Raw genomic sequence first — 26,814 nt, 5'->3', positions numbered from 1 at the left:
CGCGCGAAAGAACAACTTAGAAACAGCCCGCTAGCCGCGCAGCTTGTAATCCTCCTTGCGCAGCCCGTGCCGGGTCATCAGCTTGTGCAGTTGCCGGGTGGTCACCCCGGCCAGCGCGGCGGTGCGCTGCACGCTGCCCCCGCACTGGGCCAGCGCCCGCTCCAGGTAGGCCCGCTCGAACACGTCCACCGAGCGGCGGCGCGCCTCGGCCAGGGGCAGGGTGGTGTCCACGGTGGCCAGCCGCCCGCCCCCGCCGGGGCCGAAGAATTCCGCCGGAAAGCTGTCCGGCGTGAGCACGTTGCTGCTTTCAAGGATGCACGCCCGCTCGATGAGGTTTTCCAGTTCGCGCACGTTGCCCGGCCAGTCGTAGCCCATGAATGCGTCGATGACCTCCGGGTGGATGGACCGGATGTCCTTGACCATCTGGGCGTTGTAGCGGCGCACGAACAGTTCGGCCAGCAGCAGCAGGTCTTCCTTGCGCTCGCGCAGGGGCGGCACGTCCACGGGAAACACGTTGAGCCGGTAGTACAGGTCGCGCCGGAAGCGCCCCTGCGCGCACAGCGCGGCCAGATCCTCGTTGGTGGCGGCGATGACCCGCACGTCGGCCCGCAGCACCGCCTCGCCCCCCACCCGCTGGTAGGCCCGGTCCTGCAACACGCCCAGCAGCTTGATCTGGGCCGACTGGCTGACCGTGCCGATTTCGTCCAGAAAGATGGTGCCGCCCTCGGCGATCTCGAACTTGCCCGGCTTCTTGCGCACCGCGCCGGTGAACGCGCCCTTCTCGTGGCCGAACAGTTCGCTTTCGATGAGCGTGTCCGGAATGGCCCCGCAGTGCACGCTGATGAACCGCCGCGAACGCCGGTTGCTGTGGTTGTGGATCAGCCGGGCGATGAGGCTCTTGCCGGTGCCCGTCTCGCCCGTAAGCAGCACGGTGCTGCGCGTACCCGCCACCAGCCGCACCTTGTCGAACACCTCGCGCATGCGCGGGCTGTTGGTGTGGGCCAGGTCCACCGCGTCGCCCGCCCAGTGGCGGTCGCGCAGGTAGTCCAGCTCCGAGCGCACCAGCGCCGATTCGTGCAGCTTCTGGGCGACAAGGCGCACCTCCTCCTCCAGCAGGGGGTACGACAGGTAGCCCCCGGCCCCGGCCTGCACCGCGTCCACGGCGTGGCGCACGGCGTCGGCTTCAGCCAGCACGATGATTTCGGCCGAGGGCACCCGGCGCTTCACCTCCCACACCGCCTCGTGCAGCACCCGGCGCGAGGGCTCGCGCCCTTCCAGCAACAGGCCGAGGTCGATCATCACCATGTCCAGCGCGCGGCCGGTGGCCTGGGCCAGCGCCTCCGGCCTGGTGCGGCAGGGAATGACCGTGACGTCGCCGGAAAAGCTGGCGCGCAGCACGTGCAGGGCGTCTTCACGGGGGGTGACGGCGAGCAGGTATTTCATGCGATCCTCGTTGCCCTTCCGCCTATGGGAAGCCGGGCCGGAGCGCAAGCCCCGCGTGGGGGCTGCACGGGCGGCCCCCCTCCGGCTTTACAAGCACGGGGCCGCGCGGCTAGGCTGCGCCATCGTCCCCGTGCCCCCGGCGGCCCGCCGCCGGGACATCCGCCCACCCGCATCGCAGGAGCGCGCCAATGGCCCAACGCACCGCCATCATCCCCGCCGGGGCCCCCGCCCCGGTCGGCCCCTATTCCCCCGGCCTCGCCTGCGGCGGGCTGCTGTTCGTCTCGGGCCAGTTGCCCGTGGACCCGGCCACCGGAGCCTTCGTGGAAGGCGACATGGGCGCGCGCGCCCGCCAGTGCCTGCGCAACGTGCAGGCCGTGGCCCAGGCCGCGGGCGCGGACCTGGACCAGGTGGTCAAGGTCACCGTGTTCCTCACCGACCTGGCCGACTTCGCGGCCATGAACGCCGCCTACGCGGAATTCTTCGCCGCGCCCTTCCCGGCCCGTTCCACCATCCAGGTGGCGGCGCTGCCGCTGGGCTCGAACATCGAGATCGAGGCCATCATCGATCTCCCCTGAGGGATATCCCCTGACGGGCAGTTCCTGACGGACCTCCCCCGATGCGCCCGCGTCCGGCGGCCCCACCGGCAACGGTGCTCCGCCGGGCGCGCATCCCCCGGTCCTCCACACTCCGTGCCGCCCGCGCAACTCGCCATATCCCCAGACATTTCCCGCCGCCCGGCTCCGGCCTCCCCCCACGCAACCAACGTCCACTTTTTCCGGACAACGCGCATTTCCCCCAGGCATCCCCCATTGACCTCGCCGGATGATGGGGATATTCCCCTTGTTCATGAAAATGATTTTCAACTTCAAAGCAGCGGACAGGATATCCGTCCCTCCTTTCCGCCGGGGCGTGCCTCCTTCCGGCAACGCGGGGAACGCGCCATGCTAAGCACCCTGCTGCACCAGTTCGCGGAATCGCTCGGCAACGCCATCGACGCCAAGGACGCCCACACCCGCTCGCACTCCGAGGAAGTGGCCCTGGCCGCCTTCCTGCTGGCGCGGGCCATGGGGTTTTCCCCGGCCGACGCCGACCGGGTGCACGTGGCCGGGCACCTGCACGACATCGGCAAGATCGGCGTGCCCGACGCCGTGCTGCTGAAGGCGGGCACCCTGTCCCCCGAGGAATGGGAGCACATGCGCGCCCACCCGGTCATCGGCGCGCGCATCGTCAGCCCGGTGGCGGACCTGGCCGACGAGGGCGTGGCCGCCATGATCCTGCACCACCACGAACGGTGGGACGGCCGGGGCTACCCGCACGGCCTGCGCGGCGAGGCCATCCCCCTTGGCGCGCGCATCATCGCCCTGGCGGACAGCCTGTCCGCCATGCTCCAGCACCGTCCCTACCGCCCGGCCATGCATTTCGAGCAGGCCGAGGCGGAACTGCTGCGCTGCTCGGGCAGCCAGTTCGACCCGGCCGTGGTGCGGGCCTTCGTGACCGTGCGCGACGAACTGCACCGCGCCTTCAGCACGCCCCATCCGCCCCGGTCCGAACTGGGCGGCGCCGCCGTCGCGGCCTGCGCGGTGGCCGCCTGCTGCCGCCACGGCCACGACGCCCCCGCGTTCTCCGGCACCGGCCACGCCCTGCCGTCCGAAACATCCGCCACCACGGCGGCAACGCCCAACGGCCCGGGCGGGGCGGGCACGGCCGACCCCGTCCGCCGCAACGACATCACCGCCCCACGGAGCGCCACATGGGAAGACACGTGGGAAGACGGTCGCGCCGCTCCGCGCGGCCTGCTGATCCCGGTGCCCGCATGAACCACACCCCCTCGTGCAATACCGATGCCGCCAACGCCGCCCGCACCACCGACCGGACCTCCGCCGCAAGCATCGTCGGCCTGCCCCTGGCCACCCCGCGCTGGCTGCGCCGCCTGATCGACGCCTTCTGGCGCGGCGTGGACGCGCTGAACCCGCGCACCCGGCTGGCCATCGCCCTGTTCCTGGTGGTGGTGGTGCCCGCCGGGGTGCTGCTGCACCACCTGGAATCGCAGGGCCACGCCGTGCTGCCCGGACTGCCGCGGGCACTGCCCGTGACCGTGTTCGAGGATGCCGTCCTGGCCGTGGCCCTGTACCTGGCCGGGGCGCTGGTGCTGTGCATCCCCGTGGCCGGGCTGATCTGCCGTTTCGTGCTCATGCGCGACATCCACGCCATCAACGCCTTCTGCCTGGCCCTGCGCGAAGGCCGCCAGCCGCGCCCCCTGTCGCTGCCCAACGAGCAGGAGGACGAGCACGACCTGCTGCGCCTGAAGCGCAACCTGGAGTGGATGGCCCACCTGGTGGCCAGCCGCGAACGGCACCTGATGGCCCGGCTGGAGGCCACGGACAGCCGCGCCCGGCACATGGAGGAACTGGCCGTGCGCGACGCCCTGACCGGCCTGTTCAACCGCCGCCACTTCGAACGCCGCCTGGCCGAACTGGCCGCAGAGGCCCGGCTGCGCCCGCCCTTCCACCTGATGCTGGTGGACTGCGACCGCTTCAAGGCCGTCAACGACACCCACGGGCATTCGGCGGGCGACGAACTGCTGCGCCTGCTGGGCGACGTCATCGCCGAGGCGGTGCGCGTGGGCACCGACACCCCCTGCCGCATCGGCGGCGACGAGTTCGGCATCCTGTTCGCCTGCCCGGACGAGAATTCCGTGCGTGCCGTGGCCGAACGCATCCGCCACCGCTTCGCCCAGTGCCAGAACCACGGCTGCACCCTGAGCATCGGCATCGCCCGCTACCGCCAGCAGGGCGAAGGCCGCGCCGACGCCGCCTGCCAACTGGCCCCGGTGACCGACGCGGGCAACGCCGCCAGTGCGGGCGAGGGCGCGCCCCTGGCCGTGCAGGCCATGGTGGCCCGCGCCGACGGCGCCGTGTACGCGGTGAAGCGACGGGGCGGCAACGGCATCGCGGTACGGTAGCTACGGTAGCAATGGCCGTTGGCCCCTCCCGTCCGCTTTCCCCCTTGACCGGGTGTAACCAAGATGGTTACAGTCTCCTCATGATCCGCAGCTTTGCGCACAAGGGTCTTGAAGACCTCTTCTACGACGGCGCCACCAAAGGCGTGCAGCAGAAGCATGTGCGCAAGTTGCTCGACGTTCTGGACCTTCTCGACAACGCGCGCGAGGTCCGGGACATGAACTTTCCCGGTTCGGGCCTGCACCCGCTCAAGCGGAATCTGGCCGGGCATTGGGCCGTGAAGGTATCCGGCAACTGGCGCCTGACATTCCGCTTCGAAAACGGCGATGCCCATATCGTGGACTATCAGGACTACCACTAGGAGAACCGCCATGCGTACCCGCACCAGAAAGCCCACGCACCCTGGGGGAATCCTGTTCAGGATGCACATGGACCCGCTGGGCATCACCATCACCGAACTGGCGCGGCGCCTGGGCATTTCGCGCAAGGCGCTTTCGGCCATCGTCAACGAACGCGCGTCCGTCACGCCGGACATCGCCCTGCGCCTTTCCCGCGCGCTGGACACCACGCCGGAACTCTGGCTGGGCATGCAGCAGGCGTACACCCTGTGGGAAACCGCCAATACCCGGACGGAATGGCGAGACGTGCAGCCCATCAAGGCGGCCAACGCGTAGCCTTGCGGACGGAAACACCCCGCCGATGCGCTGCATCGGCGGGGTGTTTCGTCATGAGCCCATTCGTATCGCCGGTTTCGTCGGCGTGTCCACCTGTCCGTATCCGTGTGTCCGCGCCCGCAACCGGGCTACGCCTGCGGTTGCGTGACGGCCCGCTCGTTGCCCAGCGCGCGCCCCATCTTGCGTTGCAGCCAACGGCTCAGCCTGTCCAGGTACATGTAGTACACCGGGGTGATGTACAGGGTCAGCAGCTGCGACACCATCAGGCCGCCCACCACGGCCAGGCCCAGCGGCCTGCGTTCCTCGGCGCCCGCGCCGAAGCCCACGGCGATGGGCAGCGCGCCCATGAGCGCGGCCATGGTGGTCATCATGATGGGCCGGAAGCGCACCAGGCAGCCGTGGAAGATGGCGTCGGCCGGTGCGCGGCCCTCCACGCGCTCGGACTCGATGGCGAAGTCGATCATCATGATGGCGTTCTTCTTCACGATGCCGATGAGCATGATGATGCCCACGAAGGCGTACAGGTTCAGGTCGTACCCGAAGAACATCAGCGTGAGCAGCGCGCCCATGCCCGCCGAAGGCAGGCCCGAAAGGATGGTCAGCGGATGGATGAAGCTCTCGTACAGGATGCCCAGCACGATGTAGATGACGAACACCGCCAGGACCAGCAGCACGGCCATGCCCTGCAACGAGTTCTGGAAGGCCTGCGCCGTGCCCTGGAACGAGCCCACCACGTCGGCGGGCAGCAGGGGCGAGGCCACCTGCTCGACCTGCGCCACCCCCTCGCCCAGGGCCACGCCGGGCCGCAGGTTGAAGGACACGGTCACCGAGGGCAACTGGCCGGAATGGTTCACCGACAGCGGCCCCACCCCTTCGCTGAGGCTGGCCAGGGTGTCCAGCGGCACCAGCATGCCGGAATTGGCCCGCACGTACAAAAGCGGCAGCACCGAGGCGTCGCGCTGGTATTCCGGCAGCAGTTCCAGCAGCACGGCGTAGTCGTTGGTGGGCGCGTAGATGGTGGACACCTGCCGCGAACTGAACCCCGACTGCAACGCCTCTTCGATGCGCTGGGCCGATACGCCGAGGGCCGCCGCCTTGTCGCGGTGGATGGTCACGCGCACCTCGGGGTTCTTCAGTTGCAGGTCGCTGGTCACGTCCTGCAACCCGGGCAGGGTGCGCATGCGTTCTTCCAGCAGGGGGGCCACCCGGTACAGTTCCTCGGTGTCCGGCCCCTGGATGGTGTACTGGTACAGGCTCTTGGTGGTGCGGCCGCCGATGTTGATGGACGGCGGATTGGACACGAAGGCCTGGATGCCGGGCAGGGTGTTCAGTTTCGGGCGCAGCCGCTGGATGACCTGTTCCGGGGTTTCCTTGCGCTCGTGGCGGTCCTTCAGCATGATCACCAGCCGCCCGGCGTTGCCGCCAAGGTTGGGACCGCCCGCGCCCACGATGGAGGTGAACGAGGCGATGGCCGGGTCCTCCGCCAGCACCGCGTGCAGGGCGGTCTGGTTGCGCACCATGGCGTCGAACGAGATGGACTGGTCCGCCTCGGTGAAGCCGGAAAGCTGGCCCGTGTCGCCGCTGGGCAGAAAGCCCTTGGGCATGACCACGAACAGCCAGGCCGTCAGCCCGAACACCCCCAGCGACACCAGAAAGGTCATGAAGTGATGGCGGGTGGTGAAGCGCAGGGTGCGCTCGTAGATGTGCAGCAGCCCGTCGAAGAACGCCTCCAGCGCGTTGTACACGCGGCCGTGGCGCTCGGCGCCGTGCGGCTTCAGGAAACGGCTGCACAGCATGGGCGTGAGGGTCAGCGAAACCACGCCCGACAGGCCGATGGCCACCATGATGACCACCGAGAATTCGCGGAACAGTCGCCCCACCACCCCGCCCATGAACAGCACGGGGATGAACACCGCCGCCAGCGAGATGGTCATGGAGATGATGGTGAAGCCGATCTCCTTCGAGCCGTCCAGGGCCGCCTGCATGACCGGCTTGCCCATTTCCTTGTGGCGCACGATGTTCTCGAGCATGACGATGGCGTCGTCCACCACGAAGCCCACGGCCAGGGTCAGGGCCATCAGCGACAGGTTGTCCAGGCTGTGCCCGAACACGTACATCAGCGCGAAGGTGCCCACCACCGACATGGGCAGGGCCAGGCTGGGGATGACCGTGGCCGACAGGCTGCGCAGGAACAGGAAGATCACCAGCACCACCAGGAACACGGTGAGCACCAGGGTGAACTTCACGTCGTCCACCGATTCTCGGATGGTCTGCGAGCGGTCGTACATCACGTTCAGGTGCACGGACGCGGGCAACTGCCGCTCGAACGAGGGCAGGAGGTCCTTCACCGCGTTGACCACGGCCACGGTGTTGGAGCCGGGCTGGCGCTGCACGGCCAGCACGATGCCGCGCGTGTCGTTGAACCAGGTGAACTGCTTGTCCTGCTCCACGCTGTCGATGACCCGGCCAAGCTCGCCCAGGCGCACCGGCGCGCCGTCGCGCCAGGCCACCACCATGGGCCGGTACGAGGCCGCGTCGAACAGCTGGCCGCTGGCCTGGATGTTGCGCGAGGTGTGGTCGCCCTGCAGGGTGCCGGTGGGCAGGTTGACGTTGGAGTCGGCGATGGCCGTGGCCACCTCGTCCAGGCCAAGGCCGCGCGTGGCCAGGGCGCGCGGATCCACCTGGGCGCGCACCGCGTACTTCTGCGAACCGTACACCTGCACCTGGGCCACCCCGGCCACCATGGAGATGCGCTGGGCCAGCATGGTGTCCGCGTATTCGTTCACCTGCGACAGGGGCAGGGTGGGCGAGGTGAGCGCGATGTACAGGATGGGCTGGTCGGCGGGGTTGACCTTGCGGAAGTAAGGCGGCGTGGTCATGTCGTCGGGCAGGCGGCGCTGCGCCTGCGAGATGGCCGACTGCACGTCCAGCGCGGCCGCGTCGATGTCGCGGTCGAGGGCGAACTGGATGGTGATGCGGGTGCGCCCCAGCGTGCTCGACGAGGTCATGGAGTCGATGCCCGCGATGGTGGCGAACTGGCGTTCCAACGGGGTGGCCACGGCGCTGGCCATGGTTTCCGGGTCGGCCCCGGAAAGCTCGGCCGTCACCTGGATGGTGGGAAAGTCCACGTTGGGCAGGTCGCTGACCGGCAGGTTGCGGTAGCCCACCACCCCGAACAGGAACATGGCCAGCATGACCAGACAGGTGGTCACCGGCCTGCGGATGAAGAACGCCGCGATGTTCACTGGCGCGCCTCCGCCGGGGCCGCGCCCTTGCCGCCGGATTCGACCTTCTGGCCGGGCTGGCCGGGCTGGCCGGACGGAGAGGACTGGGCGGCGGGAACCTCACCGGCGGGGGCCTTTTCCTCCACCACCGCGCCGGGGGTCAGGCGCAGGTGGCCGTCCACCACCACCCGCTCGCCCTCGGCCACGCCCTCCTCCACCACCACCAGGCCGCCGTACGCAAGGCCGGTGCGCACCTTGCGCAGTTGTACGGTGTCGTCCCGGCCCACCACGTAGGCGAACAGCCCCTGGCTGCCGGTCTGCACCGCCTGCGAGGGCACCACCACCACGCCGGGCAGGATGCCCAGTTCCACGTACACGTCCACGAACTGGCCGGGCCACAGCACCCGCGATTCGTTGGCGAAGGTGCCGCGCATGCGGATGGTGCCGGTGGCGGTGTTCACCGCGTTGTCCACGAAGGTCACCGCGCCGCGCGCGGAAACGGCCGTGCCCGTACCGGGACCGCCGTCGGCCTTGCCGCCTTCTCCCGTGCCGGGGCCGGGCACCCGCGCCTCCACCGGCACGCCCCCGGCGGCCATGCGCGCGCGGGCGGCGGCCAGGTGCATTTCCGGCAGGGCGAAGCCCACGTAGATGGGCTCTATCTGGTCGATGACCACCAGCACCGTGTCCGCCCCGGCCCGCACCATGTTGCCCTGGTCCACCTTGACCTGCCCGGCGCGACCCGACATGGGCGCGGTGATGGTGGAATACGAAAGCTGCACCCTGGCCGTCTCCACCGCGGCCTCGTCGGCGCGCACCGTGGCCCGCAGCGAATCGGCCGTGGAGCGGTACTGCTCGAACTGCTCGCGGCTGACGTAGCCGTCGGCCACCAGGGTTTCGAAACGGCGCACGTCCTCGTCGGCCTTGGCCAGCAGCACGCGGTCGCGTTGCAGCCGGGCCTGGGCCTCGTTCAGGGCGGCCTCCAGGGCCCGGCGGTCCACCGAGAACAGCAGGTCGCCCTTGCGCACGTCCTGCCCTTCCCTGAAGTGCACGCCCACGATCTGGCCGTCCACGCGCGACTTCACGGACACCGTGGCGTAGGGCTCCACGTTGCCCACGGTGCGCACCACCACGGGCAGGTCGCGCTTTTCGGACAGGGCCGTGGTGACCGGCACGGGACGCTTCTGCTGCTTGGCCTTGGCGGCGTCGTCGCCGCCGGAACAGCCCGCCAGCGCGGCCAGCAACGGCAGCAGGACCGTCAGTGCGATCAGTGCGCGCAGGGCGCGCAGGGCCGTCACGAAGGGCGCCACGCTCCGGGCCGGCGCAGCGGGAGACGGGGCAACGGTGCTGGTCCGGAATCGGGGTTTGGACTGGACGTCGGTGTTCATGCGGGGTTCCGTTGGCGGCTGGGAGTGGGGGTGGTGGATGCGGCGCGCGACGTCGCGTCGTCGGGGGATTCGGGCTGCGGGGCGCGCAGTCGCTCGCGCAGGGCGGCGATGCCCGCCAGGGAAAAGGCGGTGATATGTTCCTCCAACTCGTCGAGGCTGGCGGCATCGTACGAAATTTCCGGGTACAGCAGCGGAATGACGTTCCGCGCGAAGTGGTGGTGCAGGCTCTGCCCCACCACGCTCAACGCGCACAGCGCCACGGCGCGGCTGCGCTCCTGCTCGCCCAGCAGTTCGCGCACCGTTTCCGCCAGATAGCCCGCCCGCGTGCCGATGACCTTGCCCACGATGTCGCCGATGACGCCGGTGGGGTCGGTCATCTCGCGGATGAGCAGCCGATTGTACCATTCCGGCCGGCGCGAGCCGCGCGTGCGGTGCAGTTGCGAATGGATGAAGGCGCGCAGCCGGACTTCCGGGTCGGCCGGAGCGGACGCCGTGCCGGAACCTTCGCCGGGCGTGGGCACGGGCGTGCCGGGTCCACCCGATGCGCCCGATGCGCCCGATGTGCCCGATGTGCCCGATATATCAGACAGGCCGGATTCACCGGACGGGCCGGACGGGGGCAGCGCGGGCTCGGGAAAAGGTTGCAGCAACACCGCGCGGTACAGGCCCTTCTTGTCGCCGAAGTGGTACTTCACCAGGGCCACGTTGACGCCCGCGCGCCGACATATCTCGCGCAGCGAGGCGCGGTGGAAGCCCAGTTCCGCAAAGGTCTCGCCCGCGGCGGCCAGGATGCGCGCCCGGCTGTCCGGGGCGTGGCCGTCCTCCACAGGGTGGTCCGGCGGATGGTCCGGCGGACGGTTCGGGGCCGGAGTGGCGGAACCCCGCGCGGACGCGGGCGTGCCCCGGCTGCCATCCATCGTGCGCGAGCTGCGCCGAGGGGTGGCGGGAGTTCTGCGGTCCGGCAGGACGTCGTGCATGAAGTATCCGGAAGGGCGCGGCCACGGGGGCCACGGCAAAAAGGGAGCGGCCCGGGCTGGCGGGCCGTGTGCGGGCCCACGGGAGGGGCCGGGTATCTCCGGTCTTCTCCGGAGGGCGTTCGGCCTACTTAAACGAGTGTTTAAGAAAGTCAATAGGCCGTCAACGCATTGTAATACATGCCCATCTGCGGAACCTTCGCGGCGGTTCCACCCGGCGGCCCGCTTGTGCCCGTTCGTCACATGCTCCGCAGGCCGCCTTGCCGCGCCCATGACCCGGCGCGATGCCCGTTTCCGCCCCCCGAGCCGCCAGCGGCAACGGATGCGGACCGCCGCGCGGACCGCCGGGTCCGGTCGGGTCCGGCCGGGTCCAGCCTGATCTGGCCCCCGAAACGCGCGGCCCCCCTCTCCGCACGCCGCGCAGGACAGCATCGCCCACGCGTCCGGGCCTCCCCCCCTTGCCTGCCGGTGCGACCCCGTCCGACCCCGTCCGACCCACGCTGGCCCCGTCTGGCCGCACCCGCGCCGCGCCCCCTGCGGCACAACGCGCATTCCGGAACGTTCGCGCACCCCCGATCACCCGCCATGCTTGCGCAAATAAAAGCAATGCTAACATAAGAGACCTGCGCTAATTCCTACCTGCCAATTGGACTGTGCGACCAACCACCTGTACTCCCTTACAATTCCCTTGACGTTTCCGTGTTGGCGGGACATAGAATCCGTGCGGGAATCCAAGGGCCCATGCCTGTAGGGGCATGCAATCCGTGAGCGGCGACATCCACCCGGAGGTGTCGCAGCTCTCCTTTGTCCTTTGTTACGAGGTGCGTATGCTGGACACCCTTGTCTTCGGAAGCGTCGTGTTTCCACTCTTAGCTGCCCTGGCGGTCTATTTCGTCAGGGGCGACGCCGCGCGCAACATCATCGTCCCGGTATCGGTGGCGATAACCGCCGCGGCGGCGGTGGGACTGGCGGGCCTCGGCTCGTTCTCCTACTCGCCCCAAGCCATTCTTGGCATCAGCCTCAACGGCCTGATCACCGTCCTTGATTTCGCCCTGCTCGGGTTCATCTTCCTCATCGCGCTGCGCATGGGCCACCTGCTCATCATGGGGCTCACGGCGCTGCAGGTGCTCGGCATGGTCTATCTGGACTTCTTCCTGATGGACCACGGGGCGCAGGTCACCGGCTTCTACGCCGACAGCCTGTCGCTGACCATGGTGCTGATCATCTCCATCGTGGGGGGCCTGATCTGTTTCTACGGCCTCGGCTACATGAAGGAACACGAGGAACACCTGCATCTCGCCAAGAGCCGCCAGCCGCGGTTCTTCTTTTTCATGTTGCTCTTCCTGGGCGCCATGAACGGCCTGGTGCTGGCCAACAACCTGTCGTGGATGTACTTCTTCTGGGAAGTGACCACCCTGTGCTCGTTCATGCTCATCGGGCATGACGGCACCGACGAGGCCAAGAAAAACGCCACCCTCGCCCTGTGGATGAACATGGCGGGCGGCGTCGCCTTCGTGGCCGCGCTCATGTTCCTGCAGAAGAGCGCGGGCACCCTTTCGGTGCAGGACATCCTGGCCCAGGCGTCCGCCCCGGGCATGAAGACCGCGGCGCTGCTGCTGCCCATGGCCTTCCTGTGCTTCGCGGGCTTCACCAAGGCCGCGCAGGTGCCCTTCCAGAGCTGGCTGTGCGGCGCCATGGTGGCGCCCACCCCGGTCTCCGCGCTGCTGCACTCCTCCACCATGGTCAAGGCGGGCGTGTATCTGGTCATCCGCATGGCCCCGGCCTACCAAGGCACCATGCTGTCCGCCGCCGTGGCCATCTTCGGCGCGTTCACCTTCATCACCACCTCCGCCCTGGCCGTGGGCCAGAGCAACGGCAAGAAGGTGCTGGCCTACTCCACCATCGCCAACCTGGGCCTGATCATCGCCTGCGCGGGCATCAACACCTCGGCCGCCATCGCCGCCGCCGTGATGCTGATCATCTTCCACGCCATCTCCAAGGGCCTGCTGTTCCTGTGCGTGGGCGCCATCGAGCAGAAGATCGGCTCGCGCGACATCGAGGCCATGCGCGGCCTGTTCAAGGTGATGCCCCGCACCGCGGTGATCACCGTCATCGGCATCGTGACCATGATGCTGCCGCCCTTCGGCATGCTGCTGGCCAAGTGGATGGCGCTGGAATCCGCCGCCACCGCCACCGCCGCCATGCCCCCGCTGGTGATCATGCTAGCCCTCGGCAGCGCCCTGACGGTGCTGTTCTGGGCCCGCTGGGCCGGCGTGATGCTGGGCTCCACCATGCCGGGCGAAAACCCGCCCGCCGAACACCAGCCCTTCTCCGTGCGCCTGCCGCTGCTGCTGCTGGCCGCCGGAGCCGTGGGCCTGTCGCTGCTCTCGCCCTTCGTCTACAGCATGCTGGTGGCCCCGGCCACGGCCCTGTACGCCAAGGCGTCCGCCTACACCGTCTCCATGGGCGTGTTCGAGAACAACGCCGGCGTGTTCGCGGTGTACCCGCTGTTCCTGCTGCTGGGCGTGGGCTTCGTGTACGCCCTGCGCGCGGCGAAGAAGGTCGGCCCCGAAGCGGCCAGCCTGCCCTACATGGGCGGCTCGCAGCGGGTGGAGAACGGCAAGATCGGCTTCAACGGCCCCATGAACGGGTTCGTGGAGACCGCCGCGGGCAACTACTACCTGGAAGCCCTGTTCGGTGAATCCAGGCTGTCCAAGTCCATCAACGTGATCGCCATCGTGCTGCTTGCGGTCATGCTCGGGGGGGTGCTGTAATGTTCACGTTCGTCGCCGCTCTCATCGGGCTTGCCCTCACCCCGGTGCTCGGGGGCCTTCTGGCCGGGGTCGACCGCCGCGTCACCGCCCGCCTCCAGTCCCGCTTCGGGCCGCCCGTCCTCCAGCCCTTCTACGACGTGCTGAAGCTGCTGGGCAAGGCGCCCATGGTGGTCAACTCGTGGCAGGTCATGTCGGCCTACATCTACGTGATGTCCTCCGCCCTGGCCGTGTTCCTGTTCTTCATGCAGGGCGACCTCTTGCTGCTCTTCTTCGTCATGACCATCGGCGCGGTGTTCCAGGTGGTGGGCGCGCTGTCCGTGCCCTCTCCCTACGCCCAGGTGGGCGCCCAGCGCGAACTCTTGCAGATGCTGGCCTACGAGCCGCTGATCATCGTGGTGTTCGTGGGTATCTCCATGGCCACCGGCAGCTTCAAGATCGCCGACGTCTACGCCATGGACACGCCGCTGCTGCTCAGCATGCCCTTCCTGTTCATCGCGCTGGGCTACGCGCTGACCATCAAGCTGCGCAAGTCGCCCTTCGACATCTCGGCCTGCCACCATGCCCACCAGGAACTGGTGCGCGGCGTGCTGACCGAATACTCGGGGCCGCACCTGGCGCTGCTGGAAATCGGCCACTGGTTCGACGTGGTGCTCATCCTCGGTCTGTGCTCGCTGTTCTGGCACACCAGCATCGTCGGCATGCTCGTCCTGCTGGTGGTGACCTACGCGGCGGAAATCCTGATCGACAACATCTGCGCGCGCATGACGTGGCCGTGGATGCTCAAGAACGCGCTGGGCGTGGGTCTTGTGTTGTCGGTGTTCAACCTGCTCTGGCTCTACGTCAGCTAAGGGGAGGAGGCGATAATGGGTCTGCTTGAGAACTGGATCAACAAGGGCCGTCTGAAGTCCCCGTGGGTCGTGCATTTCGACTGCGGGTCGTGCAACGGCTGCGATATCGAGGTGCTGGCCTGCCTTACCCCCGTCTTCGACGTGGAGCGTTTCGGCATCATCAACGTGGGCAACCCCAAGCATGCCGACGTGCTGCTGGTCACCGGCACGGTGAACCACCGCAACAAGAAGGTGCTGAAGAACATCTACGACCAGATGCCCGACCCCAAGGCCGTCATCGCCATCGGGGCGTGCGGCACCTCGGGCGGGGTGTTCCGCGAGTGCTACAACGTGGTGGGCGGCGTCGACCAGGTCATCCCGGTGGACGTGTACGTGCCCGGCTGCCCGGCCAAGCCCGACGCCATCATCGACGGCGTCGTCACCGCCCTGGACGTGGTGAAGGCCAAGCTCGGCCTTGGCGAGATGCCCAAGGTGACCGTCATCGACTAGGCCGCACGGCGGGGTGCCCCGCCGACGTCCGCGCCGTCCTTCCGCACTCCGTGGACGGGACGGGCGCGAACCCTCAAGCGCCGGAACGACCGGCGAGCCCCGGCACGGGGCAACGAGGACAGCAATGCCCACGCACAGCGAAATACTGAACGCAACGCCCATCGCCGCCGACGCCGTGGTCGCGCAGGCCAAGAGCATGTTCGACCAGGGCTACCGCCTGGTCACCATGTCCGTGGTGGACCTTGGCGACGGCAACGTGGATATCTTCTACCACTACGACAAAGAGAACGAGATGACCCACTTCCGGCTGACCCATCCCAAGGACCAGCCGGTGCCCAGCATCTCGCCCGTCTACTTCGCCGCGCTGCTGGTCGAGAACGAGTCGCGCGACCACTTCAACCTGCAGTTCGACGGCCTGGTGCTGGACTTCAACCGCACCCTGTACCTGGACGACGAGATCACCTCGACCATGTCGGCGCCGTTCTGCAAGATCTCCACCATCCAGAAAAAGGATTAAGAGGTAGGTCTCATGTCCCGCACCATCATTCCTTTCGGTCCGCAGCATCCGGTCCTGCCGGAACCCCTGCACCTGAAACTGGTCGTCGAGGACGAGACCGTCGTTGAAGCCGTGCCCGCGCTGGGCTACGTGCATCGCGGCCTCGAAACCCTCGCCAGCATCCGCGACTACAACCAGATGGTCTACATCGTGGAACGGGTGTGCGGCATCTGTTCGTGCATCCACGCCATGTGCTACTGCCACGGCCTTGAAACCATGATGAACGTCGAGGTGCCCGACCGCGCCAGATACCTGCGGGTGATCTGGTCGGAACTGCACCGTATCCACAGCCACCTGCTGTGGCTCGGCCTGTTCGCCGACGGCTTCGGCTTCGAAAGCCTGTTCATGCAGTTCTGGAAGATCCGCGAGCGCGTCATGGACATCAACGAAGCCACGGCGGGCAACCGCGTGGTCATCTCGGTCAACGTGGTGGGCGGCGTGCGCCGCGACCTCGACAAGACCCAGCAGCGCTGGATCCTCGACGAGTTGGACAAGCTCGAAAAGGAACTGCGCCAGCTGATGAAGACCATGCTCGACGACTACACCGTGAAGAAGCGCACCGTGGGCATCGGCGTGCTGACGGGCGAGCAGGCCCTGCAACTCGGCGCGGCCGGCCCCACCCTGCGCGGCAGCGGCGTGGCCCTGGACGCCCGCCAGCTTGGCTACGCGGCCTTCGGCGAACTGGACTTCGAGCCCGTCACCTCGCCCGAGGGCGACTGCTGGGCCCGTACCAAGGTCCGGTTCATGGAAACGCTGCAATCCATGGATCTCGTGCGTCAGGCCATTTCGCGCCTGCCCGACACCGAACTTGCCACCAAGGTTCCCGGCAAGCCCACCGGCGAGGTGGTCTGCCGCGTGGAACAGCCGCGCGGCGAGCTGTTCTACTACCTCAAGGGCAACGGCTCGAAGAACATGGAGCGGGTACGCATCCGCACGCCCACCTTCGCCAACATCCCGCCGCTTCTGGCCATGCTGCCCGGCGCGCAGCTTGCCGACGTGCCCATCGTGGCCCTGACCATCGACCCGTGCATCAGCTGCACCGAGCGGTAAGCAAGGAGACAAGACCATGTACATGCTCAGCAACGTGCTGCGGAACATCATGGGGAAATATTCCACCCGGCTCTACCCGTTCGAGACGCGGGCGCCGTTCGAGGGGTTCCGCGGCAAACTGGTCAACAACATCCACGACTGCATCTTCTGCAAGAGCTGCCAGATCAAGTGCCCCTCGCAGTGCATCACCGTGGATCCCAAGGAAGGCGTCTGGGATTGCGATCCCTTTGCTTGCGTGTACTGCTCGGTGTGCGTCGATGCGTGCCCCACGCACTGCCTGTCGATGGAGAACAACCATCGCAAGCCCTCGCCCAGCAAGTTCGTGGTGAGCCTGAAGGGCACGCCCAGAAAGTCCAAGAAGGCCGAAAAGAGCGCCGACAAGCCTGCCGAGGCCGCCGCTCCCGAAGCCTAGACGAACGTGACCGCGTGTCCGGCACGGCGAATGCCGGACGTGCGGCTGCCTTGAGAGCTGACCGGGAAGCGGGGAGAAACGACCCGGAACGGAAGGGGCGTGGCGCAAGCCACGCCCCGCTCTGTTTCGGAAGGTGCAGGTGAATCAGGGCTGGGCGGTCTGCCCGCAGCCCCGCGACGTTTGCACGACTAGACGCCATCCCCGTGCACGGTTTGCCGGGGCGGCGGCCGGAAGCCCGAAAGGCTTTTTCCGCCTCTTCCGCCCTACGGGGAACCCCAATGCGCCCGCCGTGCACAGAGTGGCGTCAGCCCGCCCCTCCCGCCTTCCCCGCATGGGGCGCCAGGACATAGCGCGTGGAAGGCCCCTGGCCGTCCTTGGCCAGCACGTTCTTCTTCACCATGTCGTGCAGGTCATGATTGGCCGTGCGCACCGGCAGCCGCCCGCCGATGCAGTCCTGGTACTCCTGCCGGGTGATGGACCCGCGCGCGAGGACGCGCTCGTAGGCCTGCTGCTGGCGCTTGTTCAACGCGTGCCTGACCGGTGCGGCAACTCCGTCGTGCGGGGCATGCTCCCCGGCCTGCGCCGCATCATCCAGGGCATGGGCGACGTACTCCGCAGGCAGTCCGGCGTCCCCCCCGTCCGGCAGGCCGTCCCGCCCGGCGCTCTCGGGTTGCCGTGTTCCGGAACCAGCCATCCGGCCCTCCACGCCACCCCGCCGTCCCGGCCTCGTTCCCGCATCCGCTGAAGACACGCGCCCCGCATCCCCTTCGAGCACGATGTCCTCGGCCTGGATGATATTGCTCTCGGCCATCACCGCCGCGTTGGTGATACGGTTGATGAACTCGCGCACGTTGCCCGGCCAGTCGTGCCCCATGAGCTTGTCGATGGCACCGTTGCTGAAACCCAGCCCCTGCTTGCCGACCTTGCTCTCGGCGTCCACCAGGCAACGCACGGCCAGCAGCGGAATGCTTTCCTTGTGTTCACGCAGGGGCGGCGTGGACAGGGTAATGACCTTGAGCCGAAAGTAGAGGTCCTCACGAAAGGCCTTTCGCTCGATGAGTTGCTCCAGGCTCACGTTGGTGGCGGCGATGATGCGCACATCCACGTCGATTTCCGTATCGCTGCCCAGCGGCTTGATCTTCCGCATGGCCACGGCGCGCAGCAGCGCCTGCTGCACCTTGGGCGAGGCGGTTTGTATCTCGTCGAGGAAAAGCGTGCCTCCATTGGCGTTGGGGAAGGCGCCCTTGCGTTCATTCTTGGCCTCGGTGAAGGCCCATTTCACATGGCCGAACAGCGTGTCGAGCAGCAGGTTTTCGTCCAGGGCGCCACAGTCCACGCAGATGAACGGCCCGCCGGAGCGGCGGCTGTGACGGTGGATGGCCTCCGCCGTAAGTTGCTTGCCGGTGCCGGTTTCGCCCACGATGAGCACGTCCACGTCCACGCGCGCGGCCTTCAGCACATCGTTCTTCAGTTGCTCCATTTTCGGCCCCAGGCCGCAGAACTCGGGCAGGTCGCCCTGCAATGCCTCCGCTATCTGCGCTTGCAGCAGGTCATCGATGACGGCCTTGCGCCGCATGTTCACGGCGCGCAACGCCTCGTCCTTGGAACGGATGAGTTCGGACTGATAGCGCATGCGCTCGATCATCTTGTTCACCGCGTCCCTGAGCATGCCCGTCTCGTACCCGGAATGCGGGATGTCCACCGGGGTCATTTCCTGCGAGGCCCACGCGGTGCTCACGGCCTGCGTCATCTTGAGGATGGGATTCGCGGTGACCCGGCTCACCAGATAGACCAGCGCGGTGATCAGGGCGATGGTGCACAGCGTGATGAGCAGCATGATGTCGATATGGCGGTAGCCCGCGGTAAGCGTAAGCTGGCTGCGGTCCAAGGTGGCCACGCCGGCGTACACCACCGGGTCCCGGCCCGGGCGCGGGGTGAACCGGACGGGCGCGTAGGCCTGGATGCAATCGCGCGGGATGCCCATCTGGGAAGTGGTCTCGGTGAAATCGGCGTCGGTGAGGGTCGCCAGTCCGGCCCGGCCCTCGTTCACCTCGCGCACCATCCTCCAGAACTGCTTGTGCAACGAACTGGGCCGGAACGCACAGGAAATATAGGGGTTGCCCAGCGTCCCCTCGAACCCCGCGCGCGCGAGATACGTGGCCAGGGGCGGGTCCGGCTTGTCGATATCCTCGGACTGGAACAGCTCCCAGCCATCCATGTCGAACATGAAACTGTACAGTATTTCGTCGCTGGGCTGCACGCCCCGCAACGGCGACTGGGCCGAACTGTAAAGGGAAAGGACATCACGGAGCTGCCGCACGTCGAGGGCCAGGATCAGATGGCCTTGATCGCCCCCGGGCGTGGCGTACGGCGTGGCCATGCGGATGACCTGGGAAGATACCTTGCGGTTGGGATTGGCTTCGGAGGGGAAGGGATACTCCACCTCCATGACCGGCGATATCCAGACTTCACCGGGTTCCAGCGGGGGCAGCTTTTCGATGAACAGGAACGGGTTGGGGTGGATCTTGTCCAGCCTGTTCTCCGGCAGGCTCAGTATCTCGCCATCGTTGATGACAAAGAAGGTGTGGCCACTTTCCTTTTGCGAGATTTTGGCAAGCTCGCAATATTTCGTGCCGGAAATGGCCAGCCGCCGTTCCAGAAAACCCCGCAGAAACCTGTCCGCTCCCACCTGCTGCTCGGCGATGAGCAGATCCTGCCTGCAATGCCCCAGGAAATCCTCGACCTGCTTGGCCATGGCCTGGGTCTGGATGGCCGCTATGCGCTCCAGCCCCGTCTGGATGAACGTGTTGGAGAGGAAATGGGTGAGGTAGCCGGTGACCGCCAGGGTGAGGACCACGGGGGGCAGCAGGGCCAGCATGAGCTTGCCCTTGAGGGTCAGGTCCTTGAACCAGTTGAACGTATTCCAAAGACTTTCAAAAAGGCGCAGCCTCATATCCGGCATTGCTAAAACTCCTTCTTGAAATCCGGCTGGTTGGAACCACGATCACGCCTCTCTTGCGATATCTCATGCCAGAAGCACCGTCAAGCCATTTCCCGCAACCATGTATAAATACAGAAAATAGCCTTTATCTCGCCATGCTGTTTGCCAATCTTCGAATGGTCTGGAGTTTGCTCTTCTTGCGAGAAGGTGGACCTGCAATCCCTTGGAGCACACCCCGAAACAACGTGTCGGCATGGCGCCGGGCGGAAACGGGACAACCCCATACCTTCGGAGGAGTACATGTACAGGAAACTGGCCAAGCTGGGCGGGCTGGCGGCCCTCGTGCCCATGCTCGCGCCATCGTCGCTCTGGGCGGCGGGTGGCAAGGCGGCGGAACTTGTGGTGGTGGCGGATACGCGGGTGCTCACTTCACCCGTGAACCGGTACTTCGCGGACCTCTACAACACCGACATCCTGATCTTCGCCGTGTGGGCCGTGGTGCTTACCTGCCTGCTGGGGTGCATTCTCGGCATCGTCATGGACCGCATCATGGTGGCTACCGGCATCGACCTGACCAAGCGCAAGATCATCGAGCACTAACCGGACCAAACCACCAGGAGTGAACTAGACATGGAATGGTTGTACATGCACATGCCCATCTCGGGCGTGAACATCCTGTGGCCCGGTCTTGTGCTCATCGGCTTCTCGGTGGGCGTCATCGGCGGGTTCTTCGGCCTGGGCGGCGCGTGGATGGTGACCCCCGGCCTCAACATCCTGGGCTTTCCGATGGCCTTCGCCATCGGCACGGACATCGCGCACATCGCCGGCAAATCCATGATCTCCACGATCCGGCACTCCAAGTTCGGCAACGTGGACTACAAGCTCGGCATCGTCATGCTTGCGGGCACCATGGTCGGCATCGAGATCGGCGCGCAGATCGTCATGCATCTGGAACGGATCGGCCTGGTGGGCAGCGTGGTCCGCTGGGTGTACGTGGTGGTGCTCGCGCTCATCGCCTTCATGGTCTTCGCCGACTACGCAAAGGCCGCTGGCAAGCGCAAGCGCGGCGAACTGGGCGAACACGGAGCGGAGGGCATCACCTGGTACAAGACCATGCACCGCATCAACATTCCGCCCATGATGCACTTCCGCGAAGCCGGCATCACCTGCTCCATGTGGCTGCCCATCGTGGTCAGCCTCATCACCGGCGTGCTGGCCGGTTTCCTGGGCATCGGCGGCGGCCTGCTACGCATGCCCGCCCTGGTCTACCTCATCGGCTGCCCCACCCACATCGCCGTGGGTACCGACCTCTTCGAGGTCATGATTTCCGGCCTTTACGGCGCCTTCACCTACACCCTCAAGGGTCGCATCGAGATCGTGGCCGTGTTCGTGATGCTCACCGGGGCCGCCATCGGCGCGCAGATCGGCACCGTGGCCACCAAGTACGCCAAGGGCTCCGGCATCCGCATCGCCTTCGGCCTCGCGGTCCTCGCCTGCATGGTTTCCATCATCCTCAAGCAGAACAACATGAACTCCGCGGCCGCCGTGGTCATCCTTGGCGCCATCGGTCTCATCTGCCTGTGGATATGCAAGATCATGTTCGCCGGCGCCGCCAACGAACTGCGGACGAAGCACGCCGGCATGGCCGCCAACTGACACCCGCCGGACAACGATGCACACGCAATACGGAGTGAAGAAATGAGGAAATTCACCATCTTCATCGCAGCCGCGCTGTTTTCCGGCCTGCTTGCGACAGCCCCGGCCTTCGCCGCCGAAGTCATCCAGGGCAAGTGCCTGGAAAACAACGTCGAGGCAAGGACCATCACCATCGAGGAATACGACATCAACTTCGACAAGGACTACAAGTTCGGTCACCCCACCGGCATCAATACCACCGTGGACGTGTCCACGGCCAAGGTCGGCATCGACCCGGTGCCCGGCGACATCCTGCGCATCGCGTACGAAGCCGGAAGCGGCAAGAAGGTTGCCCTGAAGGTGATGAACATCACCAAGCAGAACCTGATGAAGAAGTAGCCCCTGCCCCCGGCCCGCCCCCGCCCCCCTTGACCGCATCCTCACGGGGGCGGGCCATTTCCACCATTCCGGGCACGCACAAGGAGCGGCGCATGAGCAGAACTTCGTACAACCTGAAGCAGGCACTGGTGGTGGTGGCGCAGGACGTGCTGCTGCTGGCGGAACTGGCCCTGGCCATCTACCTCGGCCACCAGGACCCGGAGCAGTTGTCGGGAATCTTCCTGCGCACCTTCATTCCCCTTGCCGTGGTCACGGTCTTCGCTTCCCGCCGAGTGATCCGCCGCCTGGCCGACGTGCCTCCGCCTTCCGCTCCCACGGGAGCCTAGCATGGACGGGCTGCCGCACGCCGCGCGCCTGGCCCGGCGTGACGAACTCGCCTGGAAGGGCCTGACCCTGGCGAGCAGAAGCCTGCTGCTGCTCCTGATCCTGGCCCTCATGGATACCGTGGCGGGGGGCTTTCTTGGCAGGACACCGTTGCAGGTGGTGCGCGGCGAGGAGGAATACCTGACCGCCAAGCTGGCCAGGCCCGTGGACGTGGGGTCGGGATTCGCGCTGGAGACAGGCCCGGAGGATGCAGGCAGGCTTCTGGACTACCGGACCGACGCCGTGGGCCTGTCGCTGACGTTCGTCGAGGTGGCCGGACGCGACTGGCGGGCCCTGGCCAGGGTGGAGACGGGCACGCCCACGGGCATCTACATGTTGCAGGTGTTCCGCCGTGGAGACCCCGCCGCCGAGAAGGAACCGGTTCACGACCTGCGCGTGTTCAGCGACCAGGCCGCCGCCAATTCCGTGGCTCCCACGTTCTGCCAGCGGCAACTGGGATTCCCGCCGTTCTACATCCTGTTCGGCATCATTCCTCCGCTGACGGCCTGCTTCTACCTCAGCTTCAGGATTTCCGGCCGCAGGCTCGGCGACCTCGCCGCGCAGGGCATTGCCCCCATCTATCGGCTGACGCGGCGCAAGCAGCACTGGGAGATGTTGGTGGGCCTTGGCGCGGAACACGGGGTCACGGTCGGCAGCAGGCTCGTCATCCTGAACCGGCACAAGAACCCCGTGGACGAGGCGGAAGTGGACAAGGTGGAGGCGGACACCTCGCACGCCATACTGCCGTTGGACAGCAACATCCGCCCCGACTACATGGTGATGCTCAAGCCCTGGTCCTGAGCGGAACGACGGCCGCGCCCGAAAGGACGGACAGGGCGGCAAGGCGCGGGCACCATGCACAACGGGCATTGGCGGATCAGCAGGGCCGCGTCCAGATGACCGTGAAACACCTCGAACAGGCCGGACTTGTCCACGCCGGCGCCGGAGACAAGGCCCGTGTAGTCGGTCACCGCCGTCATCTCCACGGTGGGAACGTTCACGCTGAACTGCCCTGTGGAGGCGATGTCCACCCGGCCGGGAATGGTCGTCACGTTGGTCGCCATGGGGGTTCCTCCTCCCCTTCCGGGGGTGCGGGGTGCGCCGCGCCGGGCCGCCGCGATCCGGCCAACGTATCGTTCCCGCCTACTTCACCAGCCGCCACAGCCGCACGTCGGCCGGGCCTTCGAAGACTTCGGCCGCCGCCTCGCGGAAGGCCAGCAGGTCGGGCGTGGCCAGGTGGGCGTCCAGGGCGTCCCTGGATGTCCACTGCTCGATGAAGGTGAAATTGCGCGGCTCGTCCAGTTGCTGCTGCGCCTCGTAGCGCAGCATGCCTGCATGACGCCGGGTGGCGGCCACGATGCCCGCGATGAGTTCCGCCGCGCGGGCTTCGCGGCCGGGGCGGGCGGTGAGCATGGCGGTGACGGCCACGGGGTGATCGGCTTCGGACATGGGCGGTGCTCCTTGGGCTGCTTCCGGTGATCTGGTGATGGCCCCGCCGGGGACGTCGCGCCCACCAGCAGGCCATGGCGCACTGTGGCTCAATGGACACGTTCCGGCAAGTACGCACCAAAAGGATACTGTTGACCCACGAAAAAACGGCGGGATCGCTCCCGCCGTCCCGGCTTCGTCATGTGCAAAGATACGGCGCTCAGGCTGCCCGGCACGGCACCGGCAGGTAGGGCAGGTCCACCAGCCGCGCGTCCAGCGGAAAGCGCACGCCGTCCAGCCTGCGCGCCACCAGGGGCCGCACGCCCCGGCACACGTCGCGGGCCTCGGCAAGATGATCGCTGCCGATGGGGTCGATGCCCGTCACCGCCGACCCGTACGGATCGCGCAGCACGTCCACCACGGCCCGCATGCTGACGTCGATCATGTCGCGCAGGTAGGCCCGGTCCGCCGCATGGGGCATGACCCGGTGCATCAGGCGCAGCGAACGCCGCCACGACTGTTTGCCGCTGACGGCCAGGCTGCCCCGGAACAGCCGCTTCTTGAAGGCGAAGGGCCAATGGCCGCCGTGGGTGGCCTGGAGCAGGGTGCGGTCCGCCGCGCCGTTGGGCAGGCGGAACAGGCTGGCGGCCTCGGCCGCGTCCCATTCCACCATGCGGTCGGCCTGCAGTTCGATGTACACGTGGCTCAGTTTGCCGGTGCCGGGGGTGCCCCCCAGCAGCGTGGGCACGTAGTGGTTGTGGGCCACGGTGTCGGCGGCGAGGTGCGAAAGGTAGCCGCAGGCGTAGGCGTGCAGGCGCGGGGTGTCCGCCGCCTGGTACAGGGCGTGGCCGGTGCTCCAGTTATGGCTGTGGCCGGGGGTGACGGTGCAGCCCTTGCCGATGAAGATGTCGGCGGAAAGGCTGCCGTACAGGAAGGCGTCCGGGTGGGCCAGCAGGGCGGACCCCACGGCGGCGGGCAGGAGCGAGGCGTTCTGCAGCAGCCAGTGCGCGGCCACCATGTGCACGCCGGGACCCCAGGCGAAGGCCGCGTCGGGCAGCAGCACCACGCACAGCACCGCCAGCACGGCGCAGCACGCCCACGCCAGGGATGTTCCGAGGGCGGACGCGCCGCCACGGACATCGCGGGGACGGAACGAGAGGCGAAAACCGGTATCGGATGCGCCCCGGCCGCGCGGCATGCCGCACGAAACCGGGCGCGGGAGAGGCGTATTCATTCCGAAGGCTACCTTCCGGGAAAACTGCGTTGCGAGCCCCCTTACTAATCCCCCTGCGAGGGGTGTCAACCCCGTGCCTGTCCCCCGCCAGACCGCCCGGCGTGCCCGGACGCGCCTTCGCAACATTCCGTCATCATTGCATTCCGCACATTCGCCAACCCGCCGTGCGCCGGTGCGCCCGGCGATGGCCGTTCCTGCGCCGCGAAAAGCGCCATGATGCCGGTGGGCTGCAAAACCCGTCCGCGCGCGGTGTCAGGTGATTTTTCCGGTGGAGAACGGCGGACGGCGGGGACCGTCCCTACAGATAGGGCGAAAACAGCCAGCACACCGCGTCGCGCAGGCGCACCGGCATGCTGCGGCCGGTCAGCGATTCGGGCGTCACCTCGCCGGACATGGCGCGCACCGCCTCGAAGTGGTGCCCCAACTGGCGGGCCACGGTGGTGTCCAGCACCTCCACCGTCAGCTCGAAGTTCAGGCGCAGGCTGCGCGGGTCGATGTTGGCCGAGCCCACGTGGGCGTAGCAGCCGTCGATGAGCAGCAGCTTGGTGTGGCAGAACGGCGGCGGCTGGTAGTACACCCGCACCCCGCTTTCCAGCAGCGAGGGCAGCATGTTGCGGGTGGCCCAGTGCACGAAGGGCAGGTTGTTGCGGCCGGGCAGCACGCAATGCACGTCCACCCCGCGCAGGGAGGCGGCGCGCAGCCCGCTGATCATCTCGCGCGAGGGCAGGAAATAGGGAGTCATGATGTGGATGGACCGCTCCGCCCCGGCCACCACGCCCGCCAGCAGGTCGTGCACCCGCTCGAAGCCGAAGCCGGGGCCGTCCAGCACCATGCGGCACAGCGAATCGCCGCAGGGCTCCTCGCGCACCGGGGGGCCGGGCGCGTATTCGCCGGTGACGAAGCCCCAGTCGCGCAGAAAGGCTTCCTGCAACTGGGCCACGATGGGTCCGCTGAACAGGAAGTGCAGGTCGGTGACGCAGCGGGTGCAGCCCTGCGCGGCCATGTGGTTCTGGGCGATGTTCATGCCCCCGGTGAAGCCCACCTTGCCGTCGCAGACCAGCACCTTGCGGTGGGTGCGCAGGTTCACCGAAAGCTGCGGCGGCACCAGGTGCGGCGGCAGAAAGCGCTCCACCCGCACCCCGCGCCGGGCCAGGCGCCGCCACGCGCGCGGCCAGTGGTACAGGCCGCCCACGCCGTCCACGATGACCCGCACGTCCACCCCGCGCGCCACGGCCTCGGCCAGGGCGTCCACGAAGCGCTGGCCCGCGTCCCCGGTGCCGAAGATGTAGGTGGTCAGGAAGACGCTGTGCTCGGCGTTGTCGATGGCCTCGAGCATGGCGGGGTAGGCTTGCTCGCCGTTGTGCAGGGGCTGCACGTGGTTGCCCCCGGCCAGGGGGCGGCCGGTGACCGCGTAGCCCACCCTGGCCAGCCGCTCGTAGCGCGGAGGCACGATGCCCGAGGGCATGGCCCCCGGCGGCTCGTAGCGGGCCGGTCCGCCGTGCAGGCGGCCGCCCTCGCGCAGGCGGCGGGTTTCCGATTCTTCCAGCAGGCGGGCGGCGCGGCTGTGCACGCGGTTGATGCCGAACAGGAAATAGAGCAGCGGCCCGGCCACGGGAAAGGTCAGGCACACGGCGATCCAGCCCAGCGCCGCGCGCGGGTCGCGCTTGTGCAGCAGGGCGTGCCCCGCCGCATACACGGACACCCCGTACATGGCGGGAATGAGCACCCATTGCAGGATGGTCAGGGTGGCCGCCGGGATGGGGGTCATGCCGCACCCCGCCGGACTGCGGCGCGGCGGCGGGCCGGGCCGGAAGGGATGCGTTCCGGCCCGCGCGGCGAGTGGCAGGTATTCCGGACCATGCGGGAGCGACTCCTAGGGATTGGTTCCAAATTAGGATGGCTCTAGACCATCAGGTCTTTGTTTTTTGCTACCAGCCGTTTCATTTCGGCAATGAGTTGGGGCAGGGGCTTGTTGTAGCGCCATTCACATTCTTTGAGGTGTAATTCGAAGTTCCTCTTCACCCC

25 protein-coding genes and 1 pseudogene are annotated in these 26,814 nt (G+C 67.4%); 16 read left to right on the top strand and 10 right to left on the bottom strand.

Annotated elements, in window-relative coordinates; genetic code table 11:
* Positions 1-30 precede the first annotated feature (30 nt).
* Entirely contained in the window at positions 31-1,443 is a 1,413-nt protein-coding gene (locus tag V6B97_RS03725; protein ID WP_333505154.1) for a sigma-54 dependent transcriptional regulator, read from the bottom strand.
* A gap of 188 nt (positions 1,444-1,631) precedes the next feature.
* On the opposite strand from V6B97_RS03725, the gene V6B97_RS03720 reads away from it, so the two are divergent.
* The 5 genes from V6B97_RS03720 (at position 1,632) to V6B97_RS03700 (ending at position 5,077) form a co-directional block, all read left to right on the top strand.
* The gene (locus V6B97_RS03720; protein WP_333505153.1) at positions 1,632-2,018 is read left to right on the top strand and encodes a Rid family detoxifying hydrolase; all 387 of its coding nucleotides are present in this window, start codon (positions 1,632-1,634) and stop codon (positions 2,016-2,018) included.
* Positions 2,019-2,384: 366 nt separating this feature from the next.
* Positions 2,385-3,260, top strand: coding sequence for an HD-GYP domain-containing protein (locus V6B97_RS03715; protein WP_333505152.1), 876 nt, complete (start codon positions 2,385-2,387; stop codon positions 3,258-3,260).
* Positions 3,257-4,405: a GGDEF domain-containing protein gene (locus V6B97_RS03710; RefSeq protein ID WP_333505151.1), complete on the top strand. Its 1,149-nt coding sequence runs from the start codon at positions 3,257-3,259 to the stop codon at positions 4,403-4,405. Before V6B97_RS03715 ends, V6B97_RS03710 begins: the two co-directional genes overlap by 4 nt.
* Positions 4,406-4,485: 80 nt before the next feature.
* Positions 4,486-4,764 (top strand): type II toxin-antitoxin system RelE/ParE family toxin, encoded by a 279-nt coding sequence (locus V6B97_RS03705; protein ID WP_333505150.1) that lies wholly within the window; start codon positions 4,486-4,488, stop codon positions 4,762-4,764.
* A gap of 10 nt (positions 4,765-4,774) precedes the next feature.
* A complete protein-coding gene (locus V6B97_RS03700; RefSeq protein WP_333505149.1) occupies positions 4,775-5,077 on the top strand; it encodes a HigA family addiction module antitoxin in 303 nt (100 codons plus the stop codon).
* A gap of 128 nt (positions 5,078-5,205) precedes the next feature.
* On the opposite strand, the gene V6B97_RS03695 is transcribed toward V6B97_RS03700, so the two are convergent.
* The 3 genes from V6B97_RS03695 to V6B97_RS03685 are packed head-to-tail and all read right to left on the bottom strand — an operon-like array spanning position 5,206 to position 10,663.
* On the bottom strand, positions 5,206-8,322 hold the full coding sequence (locus tag V6B97_RS03695) for an efflux RND transporter permease subunit (protein WP_333505148.1): 3,117 nt from the start codon (positions 8,320-8,322) through the stop codon (positions 5,206-5,208).
* Positions 8,319-9,686 carry an efflux RND transporter periplasmic adaptor subunit gene (locus V6B97_RS03690; RefSeq protein WP_333505147.1) on the bottom strand — a complete coding sequence of 456 codons (1,368 nt, stop codon included), beginning with the start codon at positions 9,684-9,686 and terminating at the stop codon, positions 8,319-8,321. The genes V6B97_RS03695 and V6B97_RS03690 overlap by 4 nt, the downstream gene beginning before the upstream one ends.
* Positions 9,683-10,663 carry a CerR family C-terminal domain-containing protein gene (locus tag V6B97_RS03685; RefSeq protein ID WP_333505146.1) on the bottom strand — a complete coding sequence of 327 codons (981 nt, stop codon included), beginning with the start codon at positions 10,661-10,663 and terminating at the stop codon, positions 9,683-9,685. Before V6B97_RS03685 ends, V6B97_RS03690 begins: the two co-directional genes overlap by 4 nt.
* An 824-nt stretch (positions 10,664-11,487) precedes the next feature.
* Between V6B97_RS03685 and V6B97_RS03680 the strand changes: the two genes are divergently transcribed.
* From V6B97_RS03680 to V6B97_RS03655, 6 genes are all read left to right on the top strand, one after another.
* On the top strand, positions 11,488-13,434 hold the full coding sequence (locus V6B97_RS03680) for an NADH-quinone oxidoreductase subunit 5 family protein (RefSeq protein ID WP_333505145.1): 1,947 nt from the start codon (positions 11,488-11,490) through the stop codon (positions 13,432-13,434).
* Entirely contained in the window at positions 13,434-14,282 is an 849-nt protein-coding gene (locus V6B97_RS03675) for a respiratory chain complex I subunit 1 family protein (RefSeq protein ID WP_333505144.1), read from the top strand. Before V6B97_RS03680 ends, V6B97_RS03675 begins: the two co-directional genes overlap by 1 nt.
* Before the next feature lie 15 nt (positions 14,283-14,297).
* Positions 14,298-14,771, top strand: coding sequence for an NADH-quinone oxidoreductase subunit B family protein (locus V6B97_RS03670; RefSeq protein WP_007524163.1), 474 nt, complete (start codon positions 14,298-14,300; stop codon positions 14,769-14,771).
* A 124-nt stretch (positions 14,772-14,895) separates the two neighbouring features.
* Entirely contained in the window at positions 14,896-15,288 is a 393-nt protein-coding gene (locus V6B97_RS03665) for an NADH-quinone oxidoreductase subunit C (protein ID WP_333505143.1), read from the top strand.
* 12 nt (positions 15,289-15,300) lie between these two features.
* Positions 15,301-16,377, top strand: a complete 1,077-nt coding sequence (locus V6B97_RS03660) for a hydrogenase large subunit (protein ID WP_333505142.1) — start codon at positions 15,301-15,303, stop codon at positions 16,375-16,377.
* A gap of 16 nt (positions 16,378-16,393) precedes the next feature.
* Complete coding sequence (locus V6B97_RS03655) at positions 16,394-16,789, top strand: 4Fe-4S dicluster domain-containing protein (protein WP_333505141.1); 396 nt, start codon at positions 16,394-16,396, stop codon at positions 16,787-16,789.
* Positions 16,790-17,093: 304 nt separating this feature from the next.
* On the opposite strand, the gene V6B97_RS03650 is transcribed toward V6B97_RS03655, so the two are convergent.
* Positions 17,094-19,751, bottom strand: a complete 2,658-nt coding sequence (locus tag V6B97_RS03650; protein ID WP_333505140.1) for a sigma 54-interacting transcriptional regulator — start codon at positions 19,749-19,751, stop codon at positions 17,094-17,096.
* Between the two features lie 279 nt (positions 19,752-20,030).
* Between V6B97_RS03650 and V6B97_RS03645 the strand changes: the two genes are divergently transcribed.
* The 5 genes from V6B97_RS03645 (at position 20,031) to V6B97_RS03625 (ending at position 22,928) form a co-directional block, all read left to right on the top strand.
* The gene (locus V6B97_RS03645; RefSeq protein ID WP_333505139.1) at positions 20,031-20,330 is read left to right on the top strand and encodes a DVU0150 family protein; all 300 of its coding nucleotides are present in this window, start codon (positions 20,031-20,033) and stop codon (positions 20,328-20,330) included.
* Positions 20,331-20,360: 30 nt separating this feature from the next.
* Entirely contained in the window at positions 20,361-21,386 is a 1,026-nt protein-coding gene (locus tag V6B97_RS03640) for a sulfite exporter TauE/SafE family protein (RefSeq protein ID WP_333505138.1), read from the top strand.
* A 42-nt stretch (positions 21,387-21,428) separates the two neighbouring features.
* Positions 21,429-21,764 (top strand): hypothetical protein, encoded by a 336-nt coding sequence (locus V6B97_RS03635; protein ID WP_333505137.1) that lies wholly within the window; start codon positions 21,429-21,431, stop codon positions 21,762-21,764.
* 92 nt (positions 21,765-21,856) lie between these two features.
* The gene (locus V6B97_RS03630; protein WP_333505136.1) at positions 21,857-22,090 is read left to right on the top strand and encodes a hypothetical protein; all 234 of its coding nucleotides are present in this window, start codon (positions 21,857-21,859) and stop codon (positions 22,088-22,090) included.
* A gap of 1 nt (position 22,091) precedes the next feature.
* Positions 22,092-22,928 (top strand): hypothetical protein, encoded by an 837-nt coding sequence (locus V6B97_RS03625; protein ID WP_333505135.1) that lies wholly within the window; start codon positions 22,092-22,094, stop codon positions 22,926-22,928.
* Here the strand turns inward: V6B97_RS03625 and V6B97_RS03620 are convergent.
* The 5 genes and pseudogenes from V6B97_RS03620 to V6B97_RS03600 all read right to left on the bottom strand — a co-directional run.
* The gene (locus tag V6B97_RS03620; protein WP_333505134.1) at positions 22,898-23,191 is read right to left on the bottom strand and encodes a hypothetical protein; all 294 of its coding nucleotides are present in this window, start codon (positions 23,189-23,191) and stop codon (positions 22,898-22,900) included. The two genes, V6B97_RS03625 and V6B97_RS03620, sit on opposite strands and share 31 nt — an antisense overlap.
* A gap of 79 nt (positions 23,192-23,270) precedes the next feature.
* Complete coding sequence (locus V6B97_RS03615; protein ID WP_333505133.1) at positions 23,271-23,576, bottom strand: putative quinol monooxygenase; 306 nt, start codon at positions 23,574-23,576, stop codon at positions 23,271-23,273.
* A gap of 199 nt (positions 23,577-23,775) precedes the next feature.
* Complete coding sequence (locus V6B97_RS03610; RefSeq protein WP_333505132.1) at positions 23,776-24,789, bottom strand: zinc dependent phospholipase C family protein; 1,014 nt, start codon at positions 24,787-24,789, stop codon at positions 23,776-23,778.
* A gap of 298 nt (positions 24,790-25,087) precedes the next feature.
* Positions 25,088-26,557: a phospholipase D-like domain-containing protein gene (locus V6B97_RS03605; RefSeq protein ID WP_333505131.1), complete on the bottom strand. Its 1,470-nt coding sequence runs from the start codon at positions 26,555-26,557 to the stop codon at positions 25,088-25,090.
* Positions 26,558-26,691: 134 nt separating this feature from the next.
* Positions 26,692-26,814 (bottom strand): annotated as a pseudogene (locus V6B97_RS03600) (IS1595 family transposase); the annotation flags it as partial.

Origin of the sequence: Nitratidesulfovibrio sp. 1201_IL3209 (genome assembly GCF_036763125.1) — a bacterium.
Classification (GTDB): Bacteria; Desulfobacterota; Desulfovibrionia; order Desulfovibrionales; family Desulfovibrionaceae; genus Cupidesulfovibrio.
The sequence above is the reverse complement of the archived record's forward strand: the minus strand, read 5'-3'. Positions and strand labels throughout refer to the sequence as shown.

Excerpts from the sequence above, each read along its gene's own strand:
- V6B97_RS03725 (WP_333505154.1), bottom strand. The coding sequence starts at position 1,443 with ATGAAATACCTGCTCGCCGTCACCCCCCGTGAAGACGCCCTGCACGTG.
- V6B97_RS03720 (WP_333505153.1), top strand. The coding sequence starts at position 1,632 with ATGGCCCAACGCACCGCCATCATCCCCGCCGGGGCCCCCGCCCCGGTC.
- V6B97_RS03715 (WP_333505152.1), top strand. The coding sequence starts at position 2,385 with ATGCTAAGCACCCTGCTGCACCAGTTCGCGGAATCGCTCGGCAACGCC.
- V6B97_RS03710 (WP_333505151.1), top strand. The coding sequence starts at position 3,257 with ATGAACCACACCCCCTCGTGCAATACCGATGCCGCCAACGCCGCCCGC.
- V6B97_RS03705 (WP_333505150.1), top strand. The coding sequence starts at position 4,486 with ATGATCCGCAGCTTTGCGCACAAGGGTCTTGAAGACCTCTTCTACGAC.
- V6B97_RS03700 (WP_333505149.1), top strand. The coding sequence starts at position 4,775 with ATGCGTACCCGCACCAGAAAGCCCACGCACCCTGGGGGAATCCTGTTC.
- V6B97_RS03690 (WP_333505147.1), bottom strand. The coding sequence starts at position 9,686 with ATGAACACCGACGTCCAGTCCAAACCCCGATTCCGGACCAGCACCGTT.
- V6B97_RS03685 (WP_333505146.1), bottom strand. The coding sequence starts at position 10,663 with ATGCACGACGTCCTGCCGGACCGCAGAACTCCCGCCACCCCTCGGCGC.
- V6B97_RS03680 (WP_333505145.1), top strand. The coding sequence starts at position 11,488 with ATGCTGGACACCCTTGTCTTCGGAAGCGTCGTGTTTCCACTCTTAGCT.
- V6B97_RS03675 (WP_333505144.1), top strand. The coding sequence starts at position 13,434 with ATGTTCACGTTCGTCGCCGCTCTCATCGGGCTTGCCCTCACCCCGGTG.
- V6B97_RS03670 (WP_007524163.1), top strand. The coding sequence starts at position 14,298 with ATGGGTCTGCTTGAGAACTGGATCAACAAGGGCCGTCTGAAGTCCCCG.
- V6B97_RS03665 (WP_333505143.1), top strand. The coding sequence starts at position 14,896 with ATGCCCACGCACAGCGAAATACTGAACGCAACGCCCATCGCCGCCGAC.
- V6B97_RS03660 (WP_333505142.1), top strand. The coding sequence starts at position 15,301 with ATGTCCCGCACCATCATTCCTTTCGGTCCGCAGCATCCGGTCCTGCCG.
- V6B97_RS03655 (WP_333505141.1), top strand. The coding sequence starts at position 16,394 with ATGTACATGCTCAGCAACGTGCTGCGGAACATCATGGGGAAATATTCC.
- V6B97_RS03650 (WP_333505140.1), bottom strand. The coding sequence starts at position 19,751 with ATGCCGGATATGAGGCTGCGCCTTTTTGAAAGTCTTTGGAATACGTTC.
- V6B97_RS03645 (WP_333505139.1), top strand. The coding sequence starts at position 20,031 with ATGTACAGGAAACTGGCCAAGCTGGGCGGGCTGGCGGCCCTCGTGCCC.
- V6B97_RS03640 (WP_333505138.1), top strand. The coding sequence starts at position 20,361 with ATGGAATGGTTGTACATGCACATGCCCATCTCGGGCGTGAACATCCTG.
- V6B97_RS03635 (WP_333505137.1), top strand. The coding sequence starts at position 21,429 with ATGAGGAAATTCACCATCTTCATCGCAGCCGCGCTGTTTTCCGGCCTG.
- V6B97_RS03630 (WP_333505136.1), top strand. The coding sequence starts at position 21,857 with ATGAGCAGAACTTCGTACAACCTGAAGCAGGCACTGGTGGTGGTGGCG.
- V6B97_RS03625 (WP_333505135.1), top strand. The coding sequence starts at position 22,092 with ATGGACGGGCTGCCGCACGCCGCGCGCCTGGCCCGGCGTGACGAACTC.
- V6B97_RS03620 (WP_333505134.1), bottom strand. The coding sequence starts at position 23,191 with ATGGCGACCAACGTGACGACCATTCCCGGCCGGGTGGACATCGCCTCC.
- V6B97_RS03615 (WP_333505133.1), bottom strand. The coding sequence starts at position 23,576 with ATGTCCGAAGCCGATCACCCCGTGGCCGTCACCGCCATGCTCACCGCC.
- V6B97_RS03610 (WP_333505132.1), bottom strand. The coding sequence starts at position 24,789 with ATGAATACGCCTCTCCCGCGCCCGGTTTCGTGCGGCATGCCGCGCGGC.
- V6B97_RS03605 (WP_333505131.1), bottom strand. The coding sequence starts at position 26,557 with ATGACCCCCATCCCGGCGGCCACCCTGACCATCCTGCAATGGGTGCTC.